Source organism: Microbulbifer maximicatervae (SeqCode) (assembly GCF_052468295.1).
In genome coordinates, this window is the sequence record NZ_CP174340.1 from 4,104,584 (window position 1) to 4,123,044 (window position 18,461).

Annotated in this window: 14 protein-coding genes; 8 read left to right on the forward strand and 6 right to left on the reverse strand. The window is 51.5% G+C overall.

Annotated elements, in window-relative coordinates; genetic code table 11:
* Nucleotide 1: 1 nt before the first annotated feature.
* The gene (gene waaA, locus ACJJIQ_RS18155; RefSeq protein WP_444895904.1) at nt 2-1,327 is read right to left on the reverse strand and encodes a lipid IV(A) 3-deoxy-D-manno-octulosonic acid transferase; all 1,326 of its coding nucleotides are present in this window, start codon (nt 1,325-1,327) and stop codon (nt 2-4) included.
* Between the two features lie 103 nt (nt 1,328-1,430).
* A complete protein-coding gene (locus ACJJIQ_RS18160) occupies nt 1,431-2,351 on the reverse strand; it encodes a glycosyltransferase family 2 protein (RefSeq protein ID WP_445362645.1) in 921 nt (306 codons plus the stop codon).
* 238 nt (nt 2,352-2,589) lie between these two features.
* Here ACJJIQ_RS18160 and ACJJIQ_RS18165 point away from each other — a divergent pair, with 238 nt between their 5' ends.
* Nucleotides 2,590-3,720 (forward strand): glycosyltransferase family 4 protein, encoded by a 1,131-nt coding sequence (locus ACJJIQ_RS18165; RefSeq protein WP_445362646.1) that lies wholly within the window; start codon nt 2,590-2,592, stop codon nt 3,718-3,720.
* Nucleotides 3,713-4,378 (forward strand): YrbL family protein, encoded by a 666-nt coding sequence (locus ACJJIQ_RS18170; RefSeq protein WP_445362647.1) that lies wholly within the window; start codon nt 3,713-3,715, stop codon nt 4,376-4,378. Before ACJJIQ_RS18165 ends, ACJJIQ_RS18170 begins: the two co-directional genes overlap by 8 nt.
* Here the strand turns inward: ACJJIQ_RS18170 and ACJJIQ_RS18175 are convergent.
* The gene (locus ACJJIQ_RS18175) at nt 4,375-5,262 is read right to left on the reverse strand and encodes an ELM1/GtrOC1 family putative glycosyltransferase (RefSeq protein ID WP_445362648.1); all 888 of its coding nucleotides are present in this window, start codon (nt 5,260-5,262) and stop codon (nt 4,375-4,377) included. The genes ACJJIQ_RS18170 and ACJJIQ_RS18175 overlap by 4 nt on opposite strands.
* A 344-nt stretch (nt 5,263-5,606) precedes the next feature.
* Here ACJJIQ_RS18175 and ACJJIQ_RS18180 point away from each other — a divergent pair, with 344 nt between their 5' ends.
* Nucleotides 5,607-6,884 (forward strand): O-antigen ligase family protein, encoded by a 1,278-nt coding sequence (locus ACJJIQ_RS18180; RefSeq protein ID WP_445362649.1) that lies wholly within the window; start codon nt 5,607-5,609, stop codon nt 6,882-6,884.
* A 24-nt stretch (nt 6,885-6,908) separates the two neighbouring features.
* Nucleotides 6,909-8,252 carry a UDP-glucose dehydrogenase family protein gene (locus ACJJIQ_RS18185; RefSeq protein ID WP_444940579.1) on the forward strand — a complete coding sequence of 448 codons (1,344 nt, stop codon included), beginning with the start codon at nt 6,909-6,911 and terminating at the stop codon, nt 8,250-8,252.
* 52 nt (nt 8,253-8,304) lie between these two features.
* Here ACJJIQ_RS18185 and ACJJIQ_RS18190 read toward each other — a convergent pair whose 3' ends face one another.
* The 3 genes from ACJJIQ_RS18190 to tfpB form a co-directional block, all read right to left on the reverse strand.
* Nucleotides 8,305-9,258: a branched-chain amino acid transaminase gene (locus ACJJIQ_RS18190; protein ID WP_445362650.1), complete on the reverse strand. Its 954-nt coding sequence runs from the start codon at nt 9,256-9,258 to the stop codon at nt 8,305-8,307.
* Between the two features lie 59 nt (nt 9,259-9,317).
* Nucleotides 9,318-12,161 (reverse strand): bifunctional [glutamate--ammonia ligase]-adenylyl-L-tyrosine phosphorylase/[glutamate--ammonia-ligase] adenylyltransferase, encoded by a 2,844-nt coding sequence (gene glnE / locus ACJJIQ_RS18195; protein WP_445362651.1) that lies wholly within the window; start codon nt 12,159-12,161, stop codon nt 9,318-9,320.
* A gap of 169 nt (nt 12,162-12,330) precedes the next feature.
* Nucleotides 12,331-14,106, reverse strand: a complete 1,776-nt coding sequence (gene tfpB / locus ACJJIQ_RS18200) for a type IV pilus assembly ATPase TfpB (protein ID WP_445362652.1) — start codon at nt 14,104-14,106, stop codon at nt 12,331-12,333.
* Nucleotides 14,107-14,252: 146 nt separating this feature from the next.
* Here tfpB and ACJJIQ_RS18205 point away from each other — a divergent pair, with 146 nt between their 5' ends.
* From ACJJIQ_RS18205 to argE, 4 genes are all read left to right on the forward strand, one after another.
* Nucleotides 14,253-14,930 (forward strand): TIGR00153 family protein, encoded by a 678-nt coding sequence (locus tag ACJJIQ_RS18205; RefSeq protein WP_413663563.1) that lies wholly within the window; start codon nt 14,253-14,255, stop codon nt 14,928-14,930.
* A 10-nt stretch (nt 14,931-14,940) separates the two neighbouring features.
* The gene (locus ACJJIQ_RS18210; RefSeq protein ID WP_282930993.1) at nt 14,941-16,215 is read left to right on the forward strand and encodes an inorganic phosphate transporter; all 1,275 of its coding nucleotides are present in this window, start codon (nt 14,941-14,943) and stop codon (nt 16,213-16,215) included.
* A gap of 182 nt (nt 16,216-16,397) precedes the next feature.
* A complete protein-coding gene (locus tag ACJJIQ_RS18215; protein ID WP_445362653.1) occupies nt 16,398-17,276 on the forward strand; it encodes a carboxylate/amino acid/amine transporter in 879 nt (292 codons plus the stop codon).
* Nucleotides 17,254-18,417, forward strand: a complete 1,164-nt coding sequence (argE, locus tag ACJJIQ_RS18220) for an acetylornithine deacetylase (RefSeq protein ID WP_445362654.1) — start codon at nt 17,254-17,256, stop codon at nt 18,415-18,417. Before ACJJIQ_RS18215 ends, argE begins: the two co-directional genes overlap by 23 nt.
* The last annotated feature ends 44 nt before the right edge of the window (nt 18,418-18,461 follow it).

An 18,461-nucleotide genomic window follows, 5' to 3' on the forward strand; every position in this document is an offset into this window, starting at 1 on the left:
TCTACCAGAGAGCAGGATTTTTATTCTCTCTCTGGTCTTCATTCTGTGTAGCCAGCCGCTCCACCTCGCCCAGTAAGCGCTGCAAAGCACCACTATTTTCTGAAGCTACTTTTTTCCCTCTCTGACCGGCGGCTTTTCTTTGCCCCACATCTTCCAGCCAAGCCTGAACTTGTGAAGCCATCGATTCACTGTCTTCGACTACAACCATGGCTCCAGCCTCCTGCAACAAACTGGATACAGTGGCGAAGTTATGCAGGTGGGGACCGGAAATAACTGGCACACCCCAGGCAGCGGGTTCAATCATGTTGTGGCCACCAACAGAAACCAAGCTACCTCCCACAAAAGCAATATCACTGGCTCCATAGAAACGCAGTAACTCCCCCATCGTGTCTCCCAGAATAACCTCATCACTAGCTTTAATGGCTGTGCCTTCACTCCTTCGAACCAGGGCAAAGCCACGCTCCCGACACAGGCGGGCAACACCATCAAAACGCTGTGGATGCCTGGGCACCAACACGAGTAAAAGATCTTTAATCTCTCTCTTCAAAATAGAGAAGGCATCCAAGATCACCTCATCCTCACCCACATGGGTACTAGCCGCCAGCCATATAGGCCTGGAAGACTCCCCCCGCCACTGGTGCGCCAGCGCCTGAGCTTCACTGGCCAGGCCCATATCAATACTGAGGTCAAACTTGATATTGCCGTTGGCTACTGCTCTCTCCGCTGGTAATCCCAGATCGATAAACCGCTGCATATCCGCAGGGTATTGCGCAACAACACGATCCAGGTTGTTTAACATTGTTCGACTCAAAGAGGGAAAACGCCCGTAACCTCGTGCAGATTTTTCACTGAGCCGTGCATTGGCCAATAAAATTGGGATCTTCCTGCTCGAGCAGAGCTTGAGTAGGTTGGGCCAAAGCTCAGTCTCTATAATCACCAATGCACTCGGGCTAAGCGCATTGAGAAATGGCACCAGGCATTCAGGGAGGTCATAGGGAAGGTAGTAGTGAAGTAAGCGGCCACCAAGAATTGGCTGCAAGGCTTCTTGTACGCGCTCGGATCCGGTTGGAGTTGTAGTCGTTACCAACCACTGCCAGTCTGTATGTAGCGCAGCCAATTTAGAGATCACTGGTACGGCGGCTAGGGTCTCTCCTACAGATACAGAATGGACCCAGATTAACGGTGCCCGGCTGTGCCTTTTTGGAACCTGACCCAGACGCTCTCTTAAACGCAACCGATAGGCCGGCTGGCTACGCCCTCTCCACCAGAGACGCAAAAGGACAACAGGTAAAAACAGGCGGAAGAGCCAGGAATAAAATATTTGCATGAAGCAGGGATCACCTAAAGATCAATATTGCCACCAAAGAAAGTGCAATGATGACGGTTATCTCTTCCAGGTAAAACACCCCCGTAAGGAAGGCCTCAGGCCATTAGTGATCGACCACCCGGTAAAACTCAGAGCGCACCCCAAAAACACCACAAGCCATGCCGGCTGAACGGCAAGCGCGGAGCCAAGGCCCAGAACCCAAGCGCTTTCCACCGAAAATCAATCCTAAAATACAGCCTATGCTGGAGATCAACAGCTGTCCCAGAGCTGATACAAAGATGCTGGTATGACCGCGACCTTTGGCAAGTTTATGCTTTGCCAGAGTGATACCAGCGGAGAATTTTCTACGCGACAACCAACGCATATTGGCGCGACTCTCCGGTACCGCCTCGTAAACCCTCGCCTCCAGGCAGTAAACAATCTTTCCGCCCTTGGCCTTAAACTCTGTGAAAAAAATCACATCTGTACCGGCACCTAGAGGGTCCTGCTCATTAAACCTCAGGCCTAGCGAGCGGATACTGCTCATCGGTATTAATACATTGCTGGTCGCACAGTAGTTGAGCTGTTCTCCAGTCTTTCGTTTCTGCCGATAAAAAATACGTGAGTAATAGGCAGGCACAGAATCCGGCCAACGCCGAACAACACTGCCACAAACCACGCTACTGCCCCCCAGCTTTTGTGAGTAATCATATAGCTGGATTAACCAATCGGGCTCTACCCACTCATCATCATCAATGAAAACCAGGTAGTCAGCCCCCATATTATCCAGTTCATCGATACAGCGATTGCGTGCACAAGGGATTCCCCGCCGCTCTTCTACTGCACAGTTGAGGGTGAAGGGAAAGCTTCCCGACAACTCCTCCACAACTTCTCTACCAGCCTGAGTGACCGAATCATTATCGACAACCAGTGCAGCCACATTTAAGCCTGTAGGTAGCTGGAGCTTGGCCAGACTTTGCAGAGAACTGCGAAGCCGCTCTGGTCGCTGATAAGTACAAATACAGATCACTAACAAAGGGTGCAATGTAAACTCCAGATTACGACCAAGGACAAATCGGATATAAGCTTCGTGAGCTGGGTTAAAAAAGAATCAGCCTATACCCTTAAGAATGACCTGTCTATAATACCACTTTTGCCAAACGCTTTATCAGGGCATCTATGCTCTATATCATATACTCGTGCCTAACCTTCCCCGCTGAAACACAACCCATTAGTCAAATTAATTCAAAAAATCAATCTCATAAGTCCTGGTATATCTCCCCATGAAAATTATGCAACTTTTACCCGCCCTGAACTCTGGGGGGGTTGAGAGGGGGACCGTTGATCTTGCCCGCTACTTCGTAGCAGGCGGTCATCAGTCAATCGTCGTTTCCAGTGGGGGAAGCATGGTTGAGCAGCTGGAAGCTGAAGGCTCAGCCCATATTGAACTTCCAATCCACAAAAAGTCTCTCTTCAGCCTGTTACAGGTCAGGCCACTTCGAGAAGTTATCTCTCGTGAGAAGCCCGACATCATCCATGTGCGTTCCAGGGTTCCGGCTTGGCTAGCCTATCTTGCCTGGCGAAGCCTTGACCCCGCTGAACGCCCTCGTCTCGTCAGTACGGCTCATGGCCTTTACTCGATAAATCGATATAGTGCGATTATGGCGAAAACCGAACAGGTAATCGCCATCTCAGAGTGTGTGAATAGCTACTTACTGGAGAACTATGCAAACGATTTAAAGCGCCCCCCACAGATCGTATACCGGGGTGTAGATACAGATGAGTTCAATCCCGATGTCCAGCCATCGGAATCCTGGTACCAAAAAGTACACCAGGATTTCCCCCAGCTTGCCGGCAAGCGCTGGCTCCTCTTACCCGGCAGACTGACCCGCTGGAAGGGGCAAGAAGACTTTATCGATCTAATTCACCAGCTAGTCCAAAACCGTTCTGATGTCCACGGTATCATTCTCGGCGGAGCGGAGAAGAATAAGCAGCACTACGCCGATGAATTGGAGCAAAAAATTCACTCAATGAAGCTTGAGAACCACCTTACCCTGGTTGGTCATCGTAGTGATATACGCCACTGGTATAGTGCGTCCAGTTTGGTGTATAACCTATCACGTCGACCCGAGCCATTTGGCAGAACCATTATAGAATCCGCTGCGATTGGCACACCTATTGTCGGTTATAACATTGGGGGCCCGGCAGAGTCGCTTAATGCCTGTTTCCCTCAAGGGCTAGTTGATATCAATGATTCAAAAGCTTTATTCGTGCGTACTCAAGAGCTGCTCGACGGCCCTGAACAGAAGCCTCACCTATCTACCGATTTCACTTTGGGAAGACAGGCCGAACACACCATTGAAATCTATAAAAGCCTACTCACAGAGCGTACCGGAGCGAACCCGAGTGATTGATTTAAGCCAAAGCGAGCCGTTTGCCAGTGGGGGCAATCGCTTTTGCTACCGACATCCGGAGCAGCCTGAAATTTGTGTCAAAGTGATGCGCCCCGGTCGAACAGCGGAGCTATTGGGGCGAGCCCCCTGGTACAAAACCTGGCGAGGAGAGTCCTATTTCGATGATAACCTTCGCGAATTGGAGGGCTATAGCCAGCGAGCTTTTGCTAGTGATCGAGAGGAACTCTGGCAGCATTTACCACGCTGGTATGGAATTCAGGAGACCAACCTAGGCCCTGCAGCTGTCACCGATATGATTCTGGACAGTGATGGAAATCCAGCGCCCACCCTGCGCCAATACCTGAACAAATACGGTCTCAATGTCGAGGTACGTACATCTTTACAACGTTTTTCTGAGTGGCTGCTTGAATATGAGGTTCTCACCAAGAACCTGATTGCTCACAACCTGGTCCTGCGAAAAGAGCAGGGCAAACTGCAAACCTACCTGATTGATGGGTTAGGTTGCGCTTCTTTTTTGCCCCTCCCAAAAGTCTCCAGCTACTTTGCAAGACGCTATATCCGTCGCCGTATCGAGCGTATGTGGCTGAGAGTCGAATGGGAGATCTCCGATAAGGAAACCCCCTGGCGAAAATTTGAAGCTGAGGGGCTCAAGCGCTAACGGCTTGGCAATCCTGATCGGCGCAACAATGCTTGAGCACACAATAGGTATTGATCCAGGGGGTCACGCTGGCCTCCTGCCTTCACCTCGAGCTTTTCACTAACCAAACCTTGATCCAAAAGTCGTAATACCGCTGAACGTACTTTATTGGACTTTCTGCGACTCGGAACCCGAATTACACCGACTTGGGCCCGACTTTGTAACGACTCGAATAGCATGGAGATACTGTCCTCTGTGACCCAGATTGTCTCCGCTTCCGACAACTGCTTCTGAAGCCAGCCCGCCGGACAAGAACGCCAGTCAACCAACTCAACACGACTTTTCTCCAGCTGCTCCATGGTGCCCACCGGTGTTCTCCGACTGTCAGAGATACACCAACTCAAAGGGTGAGCCAATAATTTCTCAACTTGCTCCCGGATTAAGAGAACATCCCAACCGTAATGCTTACTGGGCCCACCCAATAAAATAAGCCCCCTTCCGGGCTGCAGTACATCGCTCTCGAGGGGTTCAGTCAGTGCGCCCTGACTCACAATCACATTAGGTAGAGGGGGCGGACGGTCGTGTTCGGGGACGACCGCAAAATCAAACCAGCTATAGGGCAACAAAGGGCGGTTAATTGCCACCGCGCGACCACCAAACCGGCAACGGGCAGACAGCATGGGAAGTCGGCTGCGGCGACCTGTGCCGATCAAAAAGTCGGGGGCTGGCAACTCTTCCAGCTCCTCTCCCGCTTTCAGGAGAATACGGCTGGCTGTATATTCTGGTGATATATCAAAAACCTGCACCTCCCCGATATAACTCCTGCTCACCCCTTCAATCAGAGCTGCGCTCTGCTTTTCATGAGCCCGGTTGCCATCTAAAAAACGCCAAATAATAAGTTGCAAGATAGGCCCCTAAACTACTGAAACGCCGGAATACAAGGCAGTGTACCTAGCGCATTCCAGTGGAGCTACTGTAACAAGGCTATGGGAGCCCCAAAACATCCAGTATACTCCTTCCAGGGAGTTCCAAAGGGTGCCCCCGGTGAATCCATGCCTCTCAGGAGACCCCGTTAAAGCGCTCAGCCAAACAGGCATCCGCTACTACTTTGTGTAAAGCCCAACAATTATCACTAAAAAGCAAAATTAGAGCGTTCATGGACAACAGACTTTTATATAGTACTCACCCATACAGCCTATTTCCGCGCATCTAAATACAAAATTTTCTGAATGGCCGACAGTTTGCACCTATGCCTGAACTTGGAAGTACTCTAAACAAGCTTTCCCAGCCCGTTTATCGCCAGCAAAGCTCACTGTGGATTTCAGGTCTGCTCAAATGGGCCTTTCTTGGGTTATTTCTGCTGGTATGTGGCTACTATGTTTCCCCCAAGGTTTCAGGGGTACAAACCAGCTTTTATCTAACTTTACTACCCACAGCCTTTCTGCTGCTGGCATGGAGGAAGAGCTATCACTTCTTAATTTCTTGGCAATTCCTAACCTTTTGTAGCCTACCAATCACTCTAGCGCTATCAACACTATGGGCCTCTCCGGATACCGCAGATGTTTATAGGCAATCTGATTACTACTGGAAATTGGTATTATACTTAGCTCTATTCTACTGCGCTGTTTTCTTCCTGTTGGAGCAGTACGGCGACAACGTCCTCCATAAGCTATTACTCTCGCTTATTGTGATTGGACTGCTATCCGGTATTGCCTCGCTAATTGCTTATTCCCTTGATGGCGGTCTCCAGGATCTCCGCCGGATTGGCGGTATATCTCTTGAGGGTAATATTGATAAAACAGGAATGCTATTTGGCTTCCACGCTCTTTTTTGTTGCTATGGTCTCTACCAAGAGCCCCGTATTTGGCGCTGGTTATCAGGAGCAGGCTTACTCACTTCCTGTATCTACATAGTTTTGTCACAAACTAAAGTCCCAATTGTTATGGCGGGCTTTTCAATTTTCTTGGTTGTATTCGGCAACCTTTCTCGCCTGCTGAAAATTTTAGTTGTTGTGGCTATCGTCTGTGTTTTGCCATTGACTTATTTTGCCTTGTATGGTGACTTGCCACTCCTACACCGGGGTAGCGCTTACTCTATACGTCTGACACTCTGGCAAAAAGCCTTTGAGGAGTTCCTGCAAGCCCCACTTTTTGGCCAGGGTTTAGTGCATAAGAAATTTATTGCACTAAACAGGATGGTGCCCCATCCACACAATTTTCTTCTGGATATCGCGCGTTTTAGCGGGCTATTGGGGCTGGCAGCCTGTATCTGGCAAGGGCTTGCAACTCTGTGGACCGTGAGATCCAAAGAAAGACTTTTGAGTTGGATTCCTGGTTTGTATTTCACTTGGTTCCTGTTCGGTGTACTGGCAATGCTGATATACGCCCAGCAACCTTTGGCTAAGCCCAATTATATTTGGTTCTTTTACTGGATCCCCCTGGCTATCCTGCTGGCGCGAAGCAGCATTGAAGACCGGGGTTTGAGCCAGTGTAAAACTATCCAAGAAAGTAACCCTCAAAAACAGTAACCGCTGAGAGATAGAGTCACACTGATGAATGTAACCGTATTTGGCACCGGCTATGTGGGCCTGGTGCAAGCAGCAGTCTTAGCTGAAGCTGGCAATAAAGTAGTTTGTATCGATATAGACGCGGACAAGATCAACCGCCTCAAGCAGGGAATTATCCCTATTTATGAGCCCGGCCTGGAGCCTATGGTGAAAAACAGTATCACCACAGGCAATCTATCTTTTTCAACCGATGCCGCCTTTGGTGTAGAACACGGTGAGCTAATTTTTATCGCTGTGGGCACTCCTCCAGATGAGGACGGCTCAGCAGATCTTCGCCATGTGTTAACTGTTGCAAGAACCATCGCCAAATACATGGAGTGCAAGAAATATATTATCAATAAGTCCACAGTACCCGTGGGGACTGCCGATAAGGTGCGGGCTGCTGTTGAGGAAGAGCTCACCAAGCGGGACCGATCTGATCTGCCATTTGATATTATTTCCAATCCTGAATTCCTCAAGGAGGGGTCGGCGCTCAATGACTGTATGCGCCCGGATCGAATTATTATCGGCACCTCCGAAGAGGAATCAGAGCAGAAGCTTCGCCACCTGTACGCACCATTTAACCGAAATCACGAAAAAATCCTGGTGATGGACGTAAAAAGTGCGGAGCTGACCAAGTATGCCGCCAACTGCATGCTGGCAACCAAGATCAGCTTTATGAATGAAATGGCAAATATTGCCGATAAAGTGGGCGCTGATATTGAAGCAGTTCGGGCCGGAATCGGCTCAGACCCACGAGTTGGCTACCAGTTTATCTACGCAGGTATCGGCTACGGTGGCTCCTGTTTCCCGAAAGATGTGAAAGCCCTGATTTCCTCGGCTCAACAGCTGGGCATTGCTGCAGATATTCTCGCCGCCGTGGAATCCCGCAACGAGCGCCAGAAACACTATCTCGCCGAAAAAATACAACGTCATTTTAACGGAGATATTCAGGGCAAAACTTTTGCGCTCTGGGGCCTGTCATTCAAACCCAATACAGATGATATGCGCGAAGCCCCAAGCCGTGTGCTGTTAGCTCGATTGTGGGAGCAGGGTGCGAAGGTGCGGGCATTTGACCCTGAGGCCATGGAGGAGTGTCAGCGAATTTTTGGCGATCGCGAAGACCTGACCCTTTGCGACTCCAAGACAGAGGCTTTACAAGGTGCCGACGCCCTGATTGTCGCGACCGAATGGCAACAGTTCAAATCTCTTGATATCGATGAAGTAAGCAGCGCTCTCAGTGCCCCGGTTGTGTTTGACGGACGCAACCAGTACGAACCAGAGGAAATGCGCGAGGCAGGCTTTGATTATTACTGCGTAGGGCGCCCGGACACCACCAGCTCTTACTAAGTAAACCTTACTTAAAATAAAAACCCGGCATCTGCCGGGTTTTTATTTTCCGTCATGCTATTCGCATTTTTACTTCCGCCTGGCCCGCCACATCACTGAGCCAGCCCCGATGCGCGGCACTACGCCCATGTACCACATCAAAATAAAGGTTTTGCAAACGCCCTGTGATAGGGCCGCGGCGACCACTGCCGATAGAACGCCCATCCAATTCACTAATGGGCAATACTTCCGCCGCTGTGCCAGTAAAAAACGCTTCGTCAGCGATATAGACTTCATCCCGAGTGATACGCTTCTCTAGCACCCTATAGCCGCACTCCCGTGCCAGCTCAATAACTGTATCGCGGGTAATTCCATCCAGGCATGAAGTCAGCTCCGGGGTATATATAGTCCCATCGCGAACAATGAAGACATTTTCTCCACTACCCTCAGCAACATAACCCTCGGGGTCCAGTAATAACGCCTCCTCGCACCCATTGCGCACCGCCTCCTGTAACGCCAACATCGAGTTTATATAGTTACCATTGGCTTTCGCCTTACACATGCTGATATTCACATGGTGTCGGGTGTATGAGGAGGTATTCACCTTAATCCCCTGCTCCAGCGCCTCGGGGCTCATATAGCTGGGCCATTCCCAGGAAGCGACAATCACATGGGTTGAAAGATTTTCCGCTCGCAACCCCATTCCCTCTGACCCGTAAAATACCATTGGCCTTAGATACGCTTGGCGCAGGTTATTTTCGCGCACCACAAGCCGCTGAGCTTCATTCAGCTCATCAGTGCTATAGGGCATTGGGATATTCATTATTTTTGCAGAGCGAAACAACCGACGGGTGTGCTCTTGCATACGAAAGATACTGGTGCCGTTACCGGTTTCATAAGCCCGTACGCCTTCAAACACCCCCATTCCATAGTGCAGGGTATGAGTGAGGACATGCACCCGGGCATCGCGCCAGGGAACCAATTCACCATCAAACCAGATAACGCCGTCGCGGTCGGCAAAAGACATGGGTAACTCCTACAAATCCTGAAAAACAGTTTAATCGGGCAGCAGGTAGAAACCCGGTGTTAACCGAGTAATTGCTGCCAGTTTGTTTGAACGGTCTTTCTTTCCGCTGTGAATTGGTCATCGCTCACAATCCCTGGCAGTTGTTGTAGTGCCAGGCGATGACCTTCAGATCGGTAGGCTTTGTAGGCGTCGATCAGATGTCCGGCTTGTTGGGCCGGCATCAGGCCTGCGTCAATTAGACTTTCGAGAATGCGAATATTATCGGTATACCGCACGATCGAGGGCGAAGTTTTTGCCCAGGCCAGAGCAGCATATTGAACCATAAATTCAATATCGACAATACCGCCCTCACCGTGCTTTAGATCAAACTTTTTATCGTTGCTCTTATCGAGGTGCGCACGCATTTTATTGCGCATTTCCACCACCTCATCACGCAATTTATCGCTCTTTCGCGACTGGCAAAGCAATTTCGTACGCAACTGTTGAAACGACTCACTCAGGCGGAGACTACCGGCGACAGATCGAGCTCTCACCAGCGCCTGATGCTCCCAGGTCCAGGCACTCTCCCTCTGGTATTTTTCAAAGGCAGCCAATGAAGTCACCAAGAGTCCTGAATTACCCGAAGGGCGCAGTCTTGTGTCTACCTCATAAAGAGGCCCGCTCAATGTACGGGTTTGCAATATGTGGATAAGTCGCTGTGCTAGTCGGGTAAAAAAGCTCAGGTTATCAATACTGGTTTTACCGTCGGTAACCTGCATCGCATCTGCATCGTGCACAAAAACAATATCCAGGTCAGAACCGTGGCCAAGCTCCAATCCCCCCAGCTTTCCGTAGGCGATAATGGCAAAGTGCATATCCTCTGCCGAGGCCCCCGCAGGCACACCGTATTTATCCACCATCTGTGCCCAGGCGAGTTGCAATGACTGCTGCAATATCGCCTCTGCCAACCAAGTAAGGGAATCACTGACTTTCATCAAAGGCAGGACACCATTCACCTCTTGTGCCGCAATGCGCAGGCTTTGACTCTGTTTAAAATATCGAAGCGCCTCCATTTGCAATTCCAGATCTTCAGGATCGATCCGCAACAATTCGAGACGCAGCTCATTGGCAATATCTGCCGCCGTAGAGGGTGCTAGTAACCTGCGGGAATCCAGTAACTCATCCAGCAGAATTGGATGGCGCGCAAGTTGCTCAGCAATCCACGGACTGGCACTACAGAGGCGCACCAGCTGGTTGAGCACGGGGGGATTTTCATTAATCAGGACGAGATAGGCACTGCGACGCAGTACTGAGCGCACTAAAGGTAAAACACGGGTTAGCACTAACAAGGGATCAGCCTGTAACCCTGCTGCGGCCAGTAGCGTAGGCATAAATTGGTCCAGGCGCGCACGGGAAGAAGCAGGTAGTGCCGCAACCATTGTTGACTGGCACAGCTCCTTTAAGTGCTCGAGTGCCTGCGGTGGAGGAAGAAACCCTGCACTTTCCAAAATCTGCAAATTCTCTTCATTCGCAGTTTCATCGGCGCAACTTGCCCAGAGTCCCTGCCACTCTTCAGCCACACTGGGGGCGGCCATCTCCTCTGGTGGAGCGATTACAGTATCGAACTCCCGCTCAACTAAGGAACGAACATCGACCAGCTCACTCTCCAATTGCTCCCAATTATCGCGGCCCAGGGCAAATGCCAATTTTTCCCTTTCTTCCTCCTCAGCTGGGAGCGCCTGTGTCTGCTGATCCCGGTATGCCTGAAGAGCGTGTTCAACTCTCCGCAGCAACAAATAACAATTGGTCAGTTCACTGGCCACTCCCGGTTCAACATGGCCATCACTTTCCAAAAGGGGCAGTAGCTTGAGCAAGCTGCGCTCGCGCAGCGCGGGTTCGCGCCCTCCGCGAATTAACTGGAATGCCTGGGCAATAAATTCCAACTCGCGTATGCCGCCCCGTCCAAGTTTGATATTGTCCGTTAAACCACGAGCGCGCACTTGCCGCTGTATCAGGGCTTTCATTTCACGCAAAGCATCAATAGCACTGAAATCGATATAGCGGCGATAAGTAAATGGGCGCAACAACTCCATCAGCTCTTCAGCAAACTCCTCCCTGCCAGCAACAGGGCGAGCTTTGACCATGGCGTAGCGCTCCCATTCACGCCCTTGAGTTTGGTAATAGTCCTCCAGAGCAGCGAAATGGCTTACCAGGGGACCACTGTCACCGTAGGGACGCAAACGCATATCTACACGAAAAACAAAACCATCCGCATTGATTCCATCCAACGATTTAATCAAGCGCTGGCCGAGTTTTTGGAAAAACTGCTGATTTTCTACACTCTTTTCGCCATCGGTATAACCGGGCTCTGGGTAAGCAAAAATCAGATCGATATCCGATGAGAGATTGAGTTCCCGGGCTCCCAATTTGCCCATCCCCAACACCACCATCGACTGACTATCGCCAGCTCTACTACGAGGCTCCCCATAGCGATCCACTAACTTTTCATGGTGCCATTGCATCGCCGTGCGAATGGATAGCTCTGCCAATTCACTAAGGCGCAGACATGCCTGGGGAATATCCCACTGTCCGGCAAAATCGCGAAATATGACCTCAGTCGTTACCCGGTTGCGTAATAAGCGCAATTGAAGGTCTAACTCCTCATCACTTTCTATGGTCGGCAGGGAGAGTCCAAGATCTTGTTTAAGCAACAAATCCCGTAAAAGCTCTGGGCGGCGACAGCACTGTTGATAAAAAAATTCTGAACCAATTAAGCTCCGAGCCACTCCTTGCGCAAGCAATGGCTCTGCCAACAAGCTCTCCACCTCAACAACAAGCGCGGCCTCCGCCAGTTCACACCAGTCATGCCAAAGTGACTGAAGTTGAGCGCGGATGGGTTTTGAGCACGGAATGTTGTCAAACATGAGGGTCGATCCTTGGTGCGAATATCAGCGGGCAATTCTGCCTAGCTATCGGCATTCCGATAGCTAGCGATGGTATCGGATAATGATGAGTAGCCGAGCAAGCCCGCCCCTCGCGTCACTTCATTGGCCTCTACATCTTCAAACAGTTATCTCAGAGAGGCCACCCAAGCTAGAAAGCGATATCCGGCGGTGGGGCCACCCTCAATACCTCTGCCACAGTGGTCAAACCCGCCGCTACTTTTTTCGCGCCGGAAAGCCTCAAGCTATTCATACCTTCGCGCATCGCCTGGCGCCGCAGTTGCTGTAAATCACAATCGGAGGTGACAATAGCTTGTACCGACTCGCTAAATGGCAGGATTTCATAAATTCCCTGACGCCCACGATAGCCCGTATTACGACACTCCAGGCAACCTTCCGGCCGGTAGACTTTGTCCGGCAACGGCGCCCTCCAGGGTTTCACCAGAGACTGCCAATCGGCCTCTTCAATTTTGTCTTCCTGCTTGCAACTGGGACATAGTGTCCGTACCAAGCGCTGGGCCATCACCCCGAGAATGGTGGACTTCAACAAATAATGCGGCAAGCCCAGGTCCAATAAGCGGGTAACCGCTGTTGGAGCGTCATTGGTATGTAGGGTTGAGATAACCAGGTGGCCTGTCAGTGCCGCTTGTACTGCCATCTGAGCAGTTTCCAGGTCACGAATTTCACCAACCATGATGATGTCGGGGTCCTGACGCATCAGGGTTCTGATACCTGCAGCAAAATCAAAACCAATAGCATGGTGAACCTGGGTTTGGTTAAAGCTCTCTTCCACCATTTCGATAGGATCTTCAACTGTAGAGACATTCACCGCACTGGTGGCCAACTGCTTGAGGCCTGTATACAAAGTGGTGGTTTTTCCCGAACCGGTAGGGCCGGTGACCAATACGATACCATTGGGCCGTGACAGCATCGCCTGCCAACGAGCCAAGTCATCACCACCCAGTCCCAGGTCGGAATAAGATCGCGCGAGAACCTCTGGATCGAAGATCCGCATTACCAGCTTCTCGCCAAAGGCTGTGGGAAGTGTGGAGAGGCGCAGCTCCACTTCGCTGCCATCTGGCCTTTTTGTCTTGATACGGCCATCCTGAGGTTTGCGTTTCTCCGCCACATTCATGCGCCCGAGGATTTTCAGGCGACTGGTAACCGCAGCATTTACCTGGTCTGGAAGCTCATGAATTGGGTGCAATACGCCATCGATACGAAAGCGAATACGTCCCACTTCCCGGCGTGGTTCAATATGGATATCACTGGCGCGCTGGTCAAAGGCGTGCTGCAACAACCAATCGACGATATTGACGATGTGTTGATCGTTAGCTTCAGGGTCCTTTAAGGCGCCCAACTCCAGCAACTGTTCAAAATTATTTGCCGCTGAGGTTCCCTGAAGGCCGCTTGCACCAGAGATTGAATTGGAAAGGGAGTAAAACTCGACGCAGTGTCGTTTGATATCGGCCGGATCAGCTACCACACGGCGGACCCTGCGGCCGGTGGTATGTTCCAGCTGCTCTTCCCAGCCATGGGTAAACGGTTGAGCTGTTGCCACCAGAAGCTCTTCCGTACTCGCCTCGACACAGAGAATTTGGTGTCGCTTGGCAAATTGAAAGCTCATCACCTCGGTGACAGCGCTCACATTAACCTTCAGAGGATCAATATGATACAAGGGGTGGGAAGAGCTCTCCGCTAACCAGGCACTGAGGGATTCGCTATTGAGCAGACTACCCGGTTGCTTGCGGTTGGCCAGGTCACAACTGGCGATATAGCTGAGCGGGTGCATCTGGGCCTGTTCTGCTGTCCGCGGAGTCCCGACAATGCGGTTGGCATCCTCTCGGCTAATAAAGCCCTGCCCCACCAAATCTTCCAGTAATCCGCGCAGTTCAAGTATGCGGTCTGCAACTCTGCTCTCTGCCATTGGCAACCCCTTTATTCTCATATGGCGACGTTGCATTGTAGCCCTATCATCAAGCTGTGAAAGTGCGCTGTTAACGCACTGTTACGAAGTTGCCCCGATTGGGGTACCATGCCGCCGTTTTCGCATTCTGAGCAATGGAGCTAACCATGGCCCTGTCGAATATTGCCAACTTATTTGGCCGCTCTCCGATTAAGCCAATCGAGAAGCATATGGCTACGGCCCACGAGGCATCGGCTGACCTGATCCCCTTCTTTGAAGCACTGATCAAAGGTGACCTCAAAGAGGCAGAACAGATCCAACTGCGCATCTCCGCCTCGGAGAATCGCGCTGACGATATCAAGAGAGACCTGCGCCTGCATCTGCCGGACAGCCTGTTTATGCCAGTGTCCAGGACCGACTTGCTGGAATTGCTGCATGCCCAGGATGAGGTAGCCAACACTGCCCAGGATATTGCTGGTCTGGCTGTAGGTAGGAAGATGCAGATTCCCGCACCTCTCCAATCCTTGATGACCACCTTTGTGGAGAGCGCTGTCGCCACCTCTGCACAGGCACTGCGCGCGATCAACGAACTGGACGAGTTGCTGGAAAGCGGCTTTGCCGGGCGCGAGGTGGATATCGCCAAACGCATGACCGAAGAGCTGGATGAACTGGAGCGCAAGTCAGACAAGCTTGAAGTCGAAATTCGCGCGTCGTTGTTTGCTATTGAGAAAGACTTACCTCCGGTGGACGTTATGTTCCTCTACCGGGTTATTGAATGGATCGGTGAACTCGCCGATCGCGCCCACAGCGTGGGCAACCGATTGCAGTTGTTGTTAGCACGTTAGGGGGTTTGGCGTGGAAATTATTAGTCAATACGGCCATATATTATTGATTTTGGCCTGTGTAGCAGGCTTCTTTATGGCCTGGGGCGTCGGTGCCAACGACGTAGCCAACGCCATGGGTACCTCCGTAGGTTCCCGTGCACTGACTATCAAGCAGGCGATTGTTATCGCCATGATCTTTGAGTTTGCCGGCGCCTATTTGGCAGGCGGAGAGGTTACCGCAACCATCCGCAAAGGCATTATCGATTCTGAAGTCTTCGCCGCCCAACCGCAGCTGTTGGTATACGGTATGCTTTCGGCACTGCTGGCGGCGGGCACCTGGCTGCTGGTAGCCAGTATTCTCGGCTGGCCGGTATCCACCACCCATTCTATTGTCGGCGCAATTGTCGGCTTCTCTGCGGTAGGTATATCCCCAGATGCAGTGGCCTGGGGGAAAGTGGGCAGCATCGTGGCTAGCTGGGTGGTCTCCCCAGTTCTCGCGGGCACCCTGTCTTTCCTGTTGTTCCGCAGTGTCCAGCGCCTGATCCTAGACACGGAAGACCCCTTCAACAATGCCAAGCGCTACATCCCCTTCTACATGTTTGCAGTGGGCTGGATGATTGCCATGGTGACCCTTACCAAGGGCCTCAAGCACGTTCTTAAAGATGCCAATATCCAGCTCAGCTTTATCCAGGATGCCGGTATTGCCGCCCTGGTGGGCCTTGCTGTCGCCGGTATCGGGGTCACCATGCTCAAGCGCGTCCAGCGGGACCCGGCAGCTGAAGCTGAAAATCGTTTCGCCAACGTCGAGCGCGTATTTGCGATCCTGATGGTCTTCACCGCCTGTGCCATGGCCTTCGCTCACGGCTCCAACGATGTCGCCAACGCCGTTGGTCCTCTGGCTGCCGTAGTTAACACCATCCAGAGCGGCGCTATCACCGTTAAATCCACTATGCCTTCCTGGATATTGCTGCTCGGCGGTATCGGTATCGTGGTGGGCCTGGCGACATACGGCTTTAAGGTAATGGCCACTATCGGTAAGAAAATCACCGAGCTGACACCGAGCCGTGGCTTCGCTGCCGAGCTGGGTGCGGCCTCCACCGTCGTACTGGCTTCTGGTACAGGCCTGCCAATCTCCACAACTCACACCTTGGTGGGCGCGGTATTGGGTGTTGGCCTGGCGCGGGGTATTGGCGCCCTGAACCTGCGTATGATCACCACTATCGCCGCATCCTGGGTAGTCACCCTCCCAGCGGGTGCAGGTATTGCGATCCTGTTCTTCTACTTCTTCAAAGGCTTGTTCGGCTAAAACCGAAGCAGCACACAGAGCAGATCAGCAAAGGGGGCTAAAGCCCCCTTTTTTATGCCTCTCATATCCACCACTTTAGTAAGGCTTCCTGTCGATATCTATTTCGCTCCTCTGGCATTAATATTTAGGGAAATAAACTGGGCCGAGCCCGCCGACCAATCTATGCCTGCGAATTCACCCTGATGCCATTACTGTTGTTTGTCACTCTTCTGTGGGCCTTTTCCTTCAGTTTGATAGGCGCCTACCTGGCCGGACAGGTGGATAGCTATTTTTCCGCAATGACACGGGTGCTCCTTGCCACAGCGGTATTTCTACCCATGCTGAAATGGAAGGGTTGCCCTCCCCGTACCGCGATACGTTTAATTGTGATCGGTGCTGTACAACTGGGGCTGATGTACTTGTTTTACTACCAGTCATTCTTACTGCTCAGTGTCCCCGAAGTACTTCTATTTACTATTTTCACTCCCCTGTATATCACCGCCCTTGAGGACTTCCTTAACAGGCACTTTTCTGTCTGGAACCTCACTATCGCAGCCGTAGCCGTATTGGGAGCAGCCACTATTCGCTGGGGCTCTCCCAGTAACGACTTTTGGATTGGGTTTGCAGTCGTCCAGGGTGCCAACTTATGTTTTGCCGTGGGGCAGGTGGCATACAAGCGCCTGATGTCCAGAGAGCAAGGCCTCCTCCCGAGACAAACCTTCGCTTGGTTTTTTGTCGGCGCCAGCTTGATCACTGTTATTGCCTGGCTCCTGCTTGGGAAACCGCAGTACCCACAGGGCTCACAGCAATGGGGTGTTCTACTCTGGTTGGGATTGGTGGCATCAGGTCTGGGGTACTTTTTGTGGAACAAGGGTGCTACGCAGGTCTCTACTGGTACCCTGGCCGCAATGAATAATGCACTGATTCCCGTTGGCTTGTTGGTAAATCTGTTAATCTGGAATCGGGATGCCGATCTGACCCGTCTCGCCCTTGGGGGAGGACTGATCGGAGCCGCTGTTATCTTGAATGAATGGCGCAACAAGAGTAGGGAAAGTCACCATGGCGAGTATCGCAGTACCTGACCTGAAGACCCAATTACATCAACTGATTGCCTGCCCCAGTGTCAGTGCAACCGATCCTTCCCTGGATATGGGTAACCGCCCAGTGGTTGAGCTACTGGGTGGATGGTTGGAAGGACTTGGTTTCAATGTAGAGATAATGCCTTTAAAGGGCTCTCCCAACAAAGCCAATATGATTGCTACTCTCGGCGGTATAAATGGTGATAAAGGCGGACTCGTTCTATCCGGACATACTGATACAGTCCCCTTTGATGCGGGGCGCTGGCAATCGGACCCCTTTAAGGTTTTAGAGCGCGACAACCGCTTATACGGTCTCGGCACCAGTGATATGAAGGGTTTTTTCCCTCTGGTGATCGAGGCTGTGCAGACTTTTCTCGATAAGCCTTTACAAAAACCATTGATTGTTTTGGCAACAGCCGATGAAGAAACAAGTATGAGTGGTGCCCGTGCCCTGGTGCAGGCTGGCAAACCCCAAGCGCGCTACGCGGTAATTGGTGAGCCCACCGGGCTTCGCCCGATACGTATGCACAAGGGGGTTATGATGGAAGCAGTGCGTATTACCGGGCAATCCGGCCACTCATCAGATCCCAGTTTGGGGGCCAACGCGCTCGAGGCCATGCATAAAGTTATCGGTGAGCTATTAACACTGCGAAAAGAGTGGCAGCAAAAATACAACAACCCCGGATTCGCCGTTCCAGTACCCACGATGAACTTAGGCTGTATCCATGGGGGTGACAATCCCAATCGGATCTGCGGCCATACAGAACTCCAGTTTGATATTCGCCCGTTGCCAGGAATGCAGCTTACGGACCTGCGGGAAGAACTAAACAAACGTATCCTTACCATTCCACAAGACAATAAAATTCAGGTGGAAGTGGCCTCTTTATTCCCTGGCACTGCGCCCTTTGAACAGGATGCCCATTCAGAGTTAGTAAAAGTCGCAGAACAACTTTGTGGCCATCCCGCTGAAAGTGTTGCCTTTGGTACTGAAGCGCCCTACTTGAAGAGTTTGAATATTGACACTATCGTGCTCGGCCCCGGCGATATTGACCAAGCTCATCAGCCGGATGAATTTCTCGCCCTGGATCGTATCAACCCTATGGTCAACATTCTGCGCGACTTGATTGGCCGCTTTTGCCTTTAATCTGCCTGCGACAGCCTCCGGGGCTTTAACACCACAAGACTTGC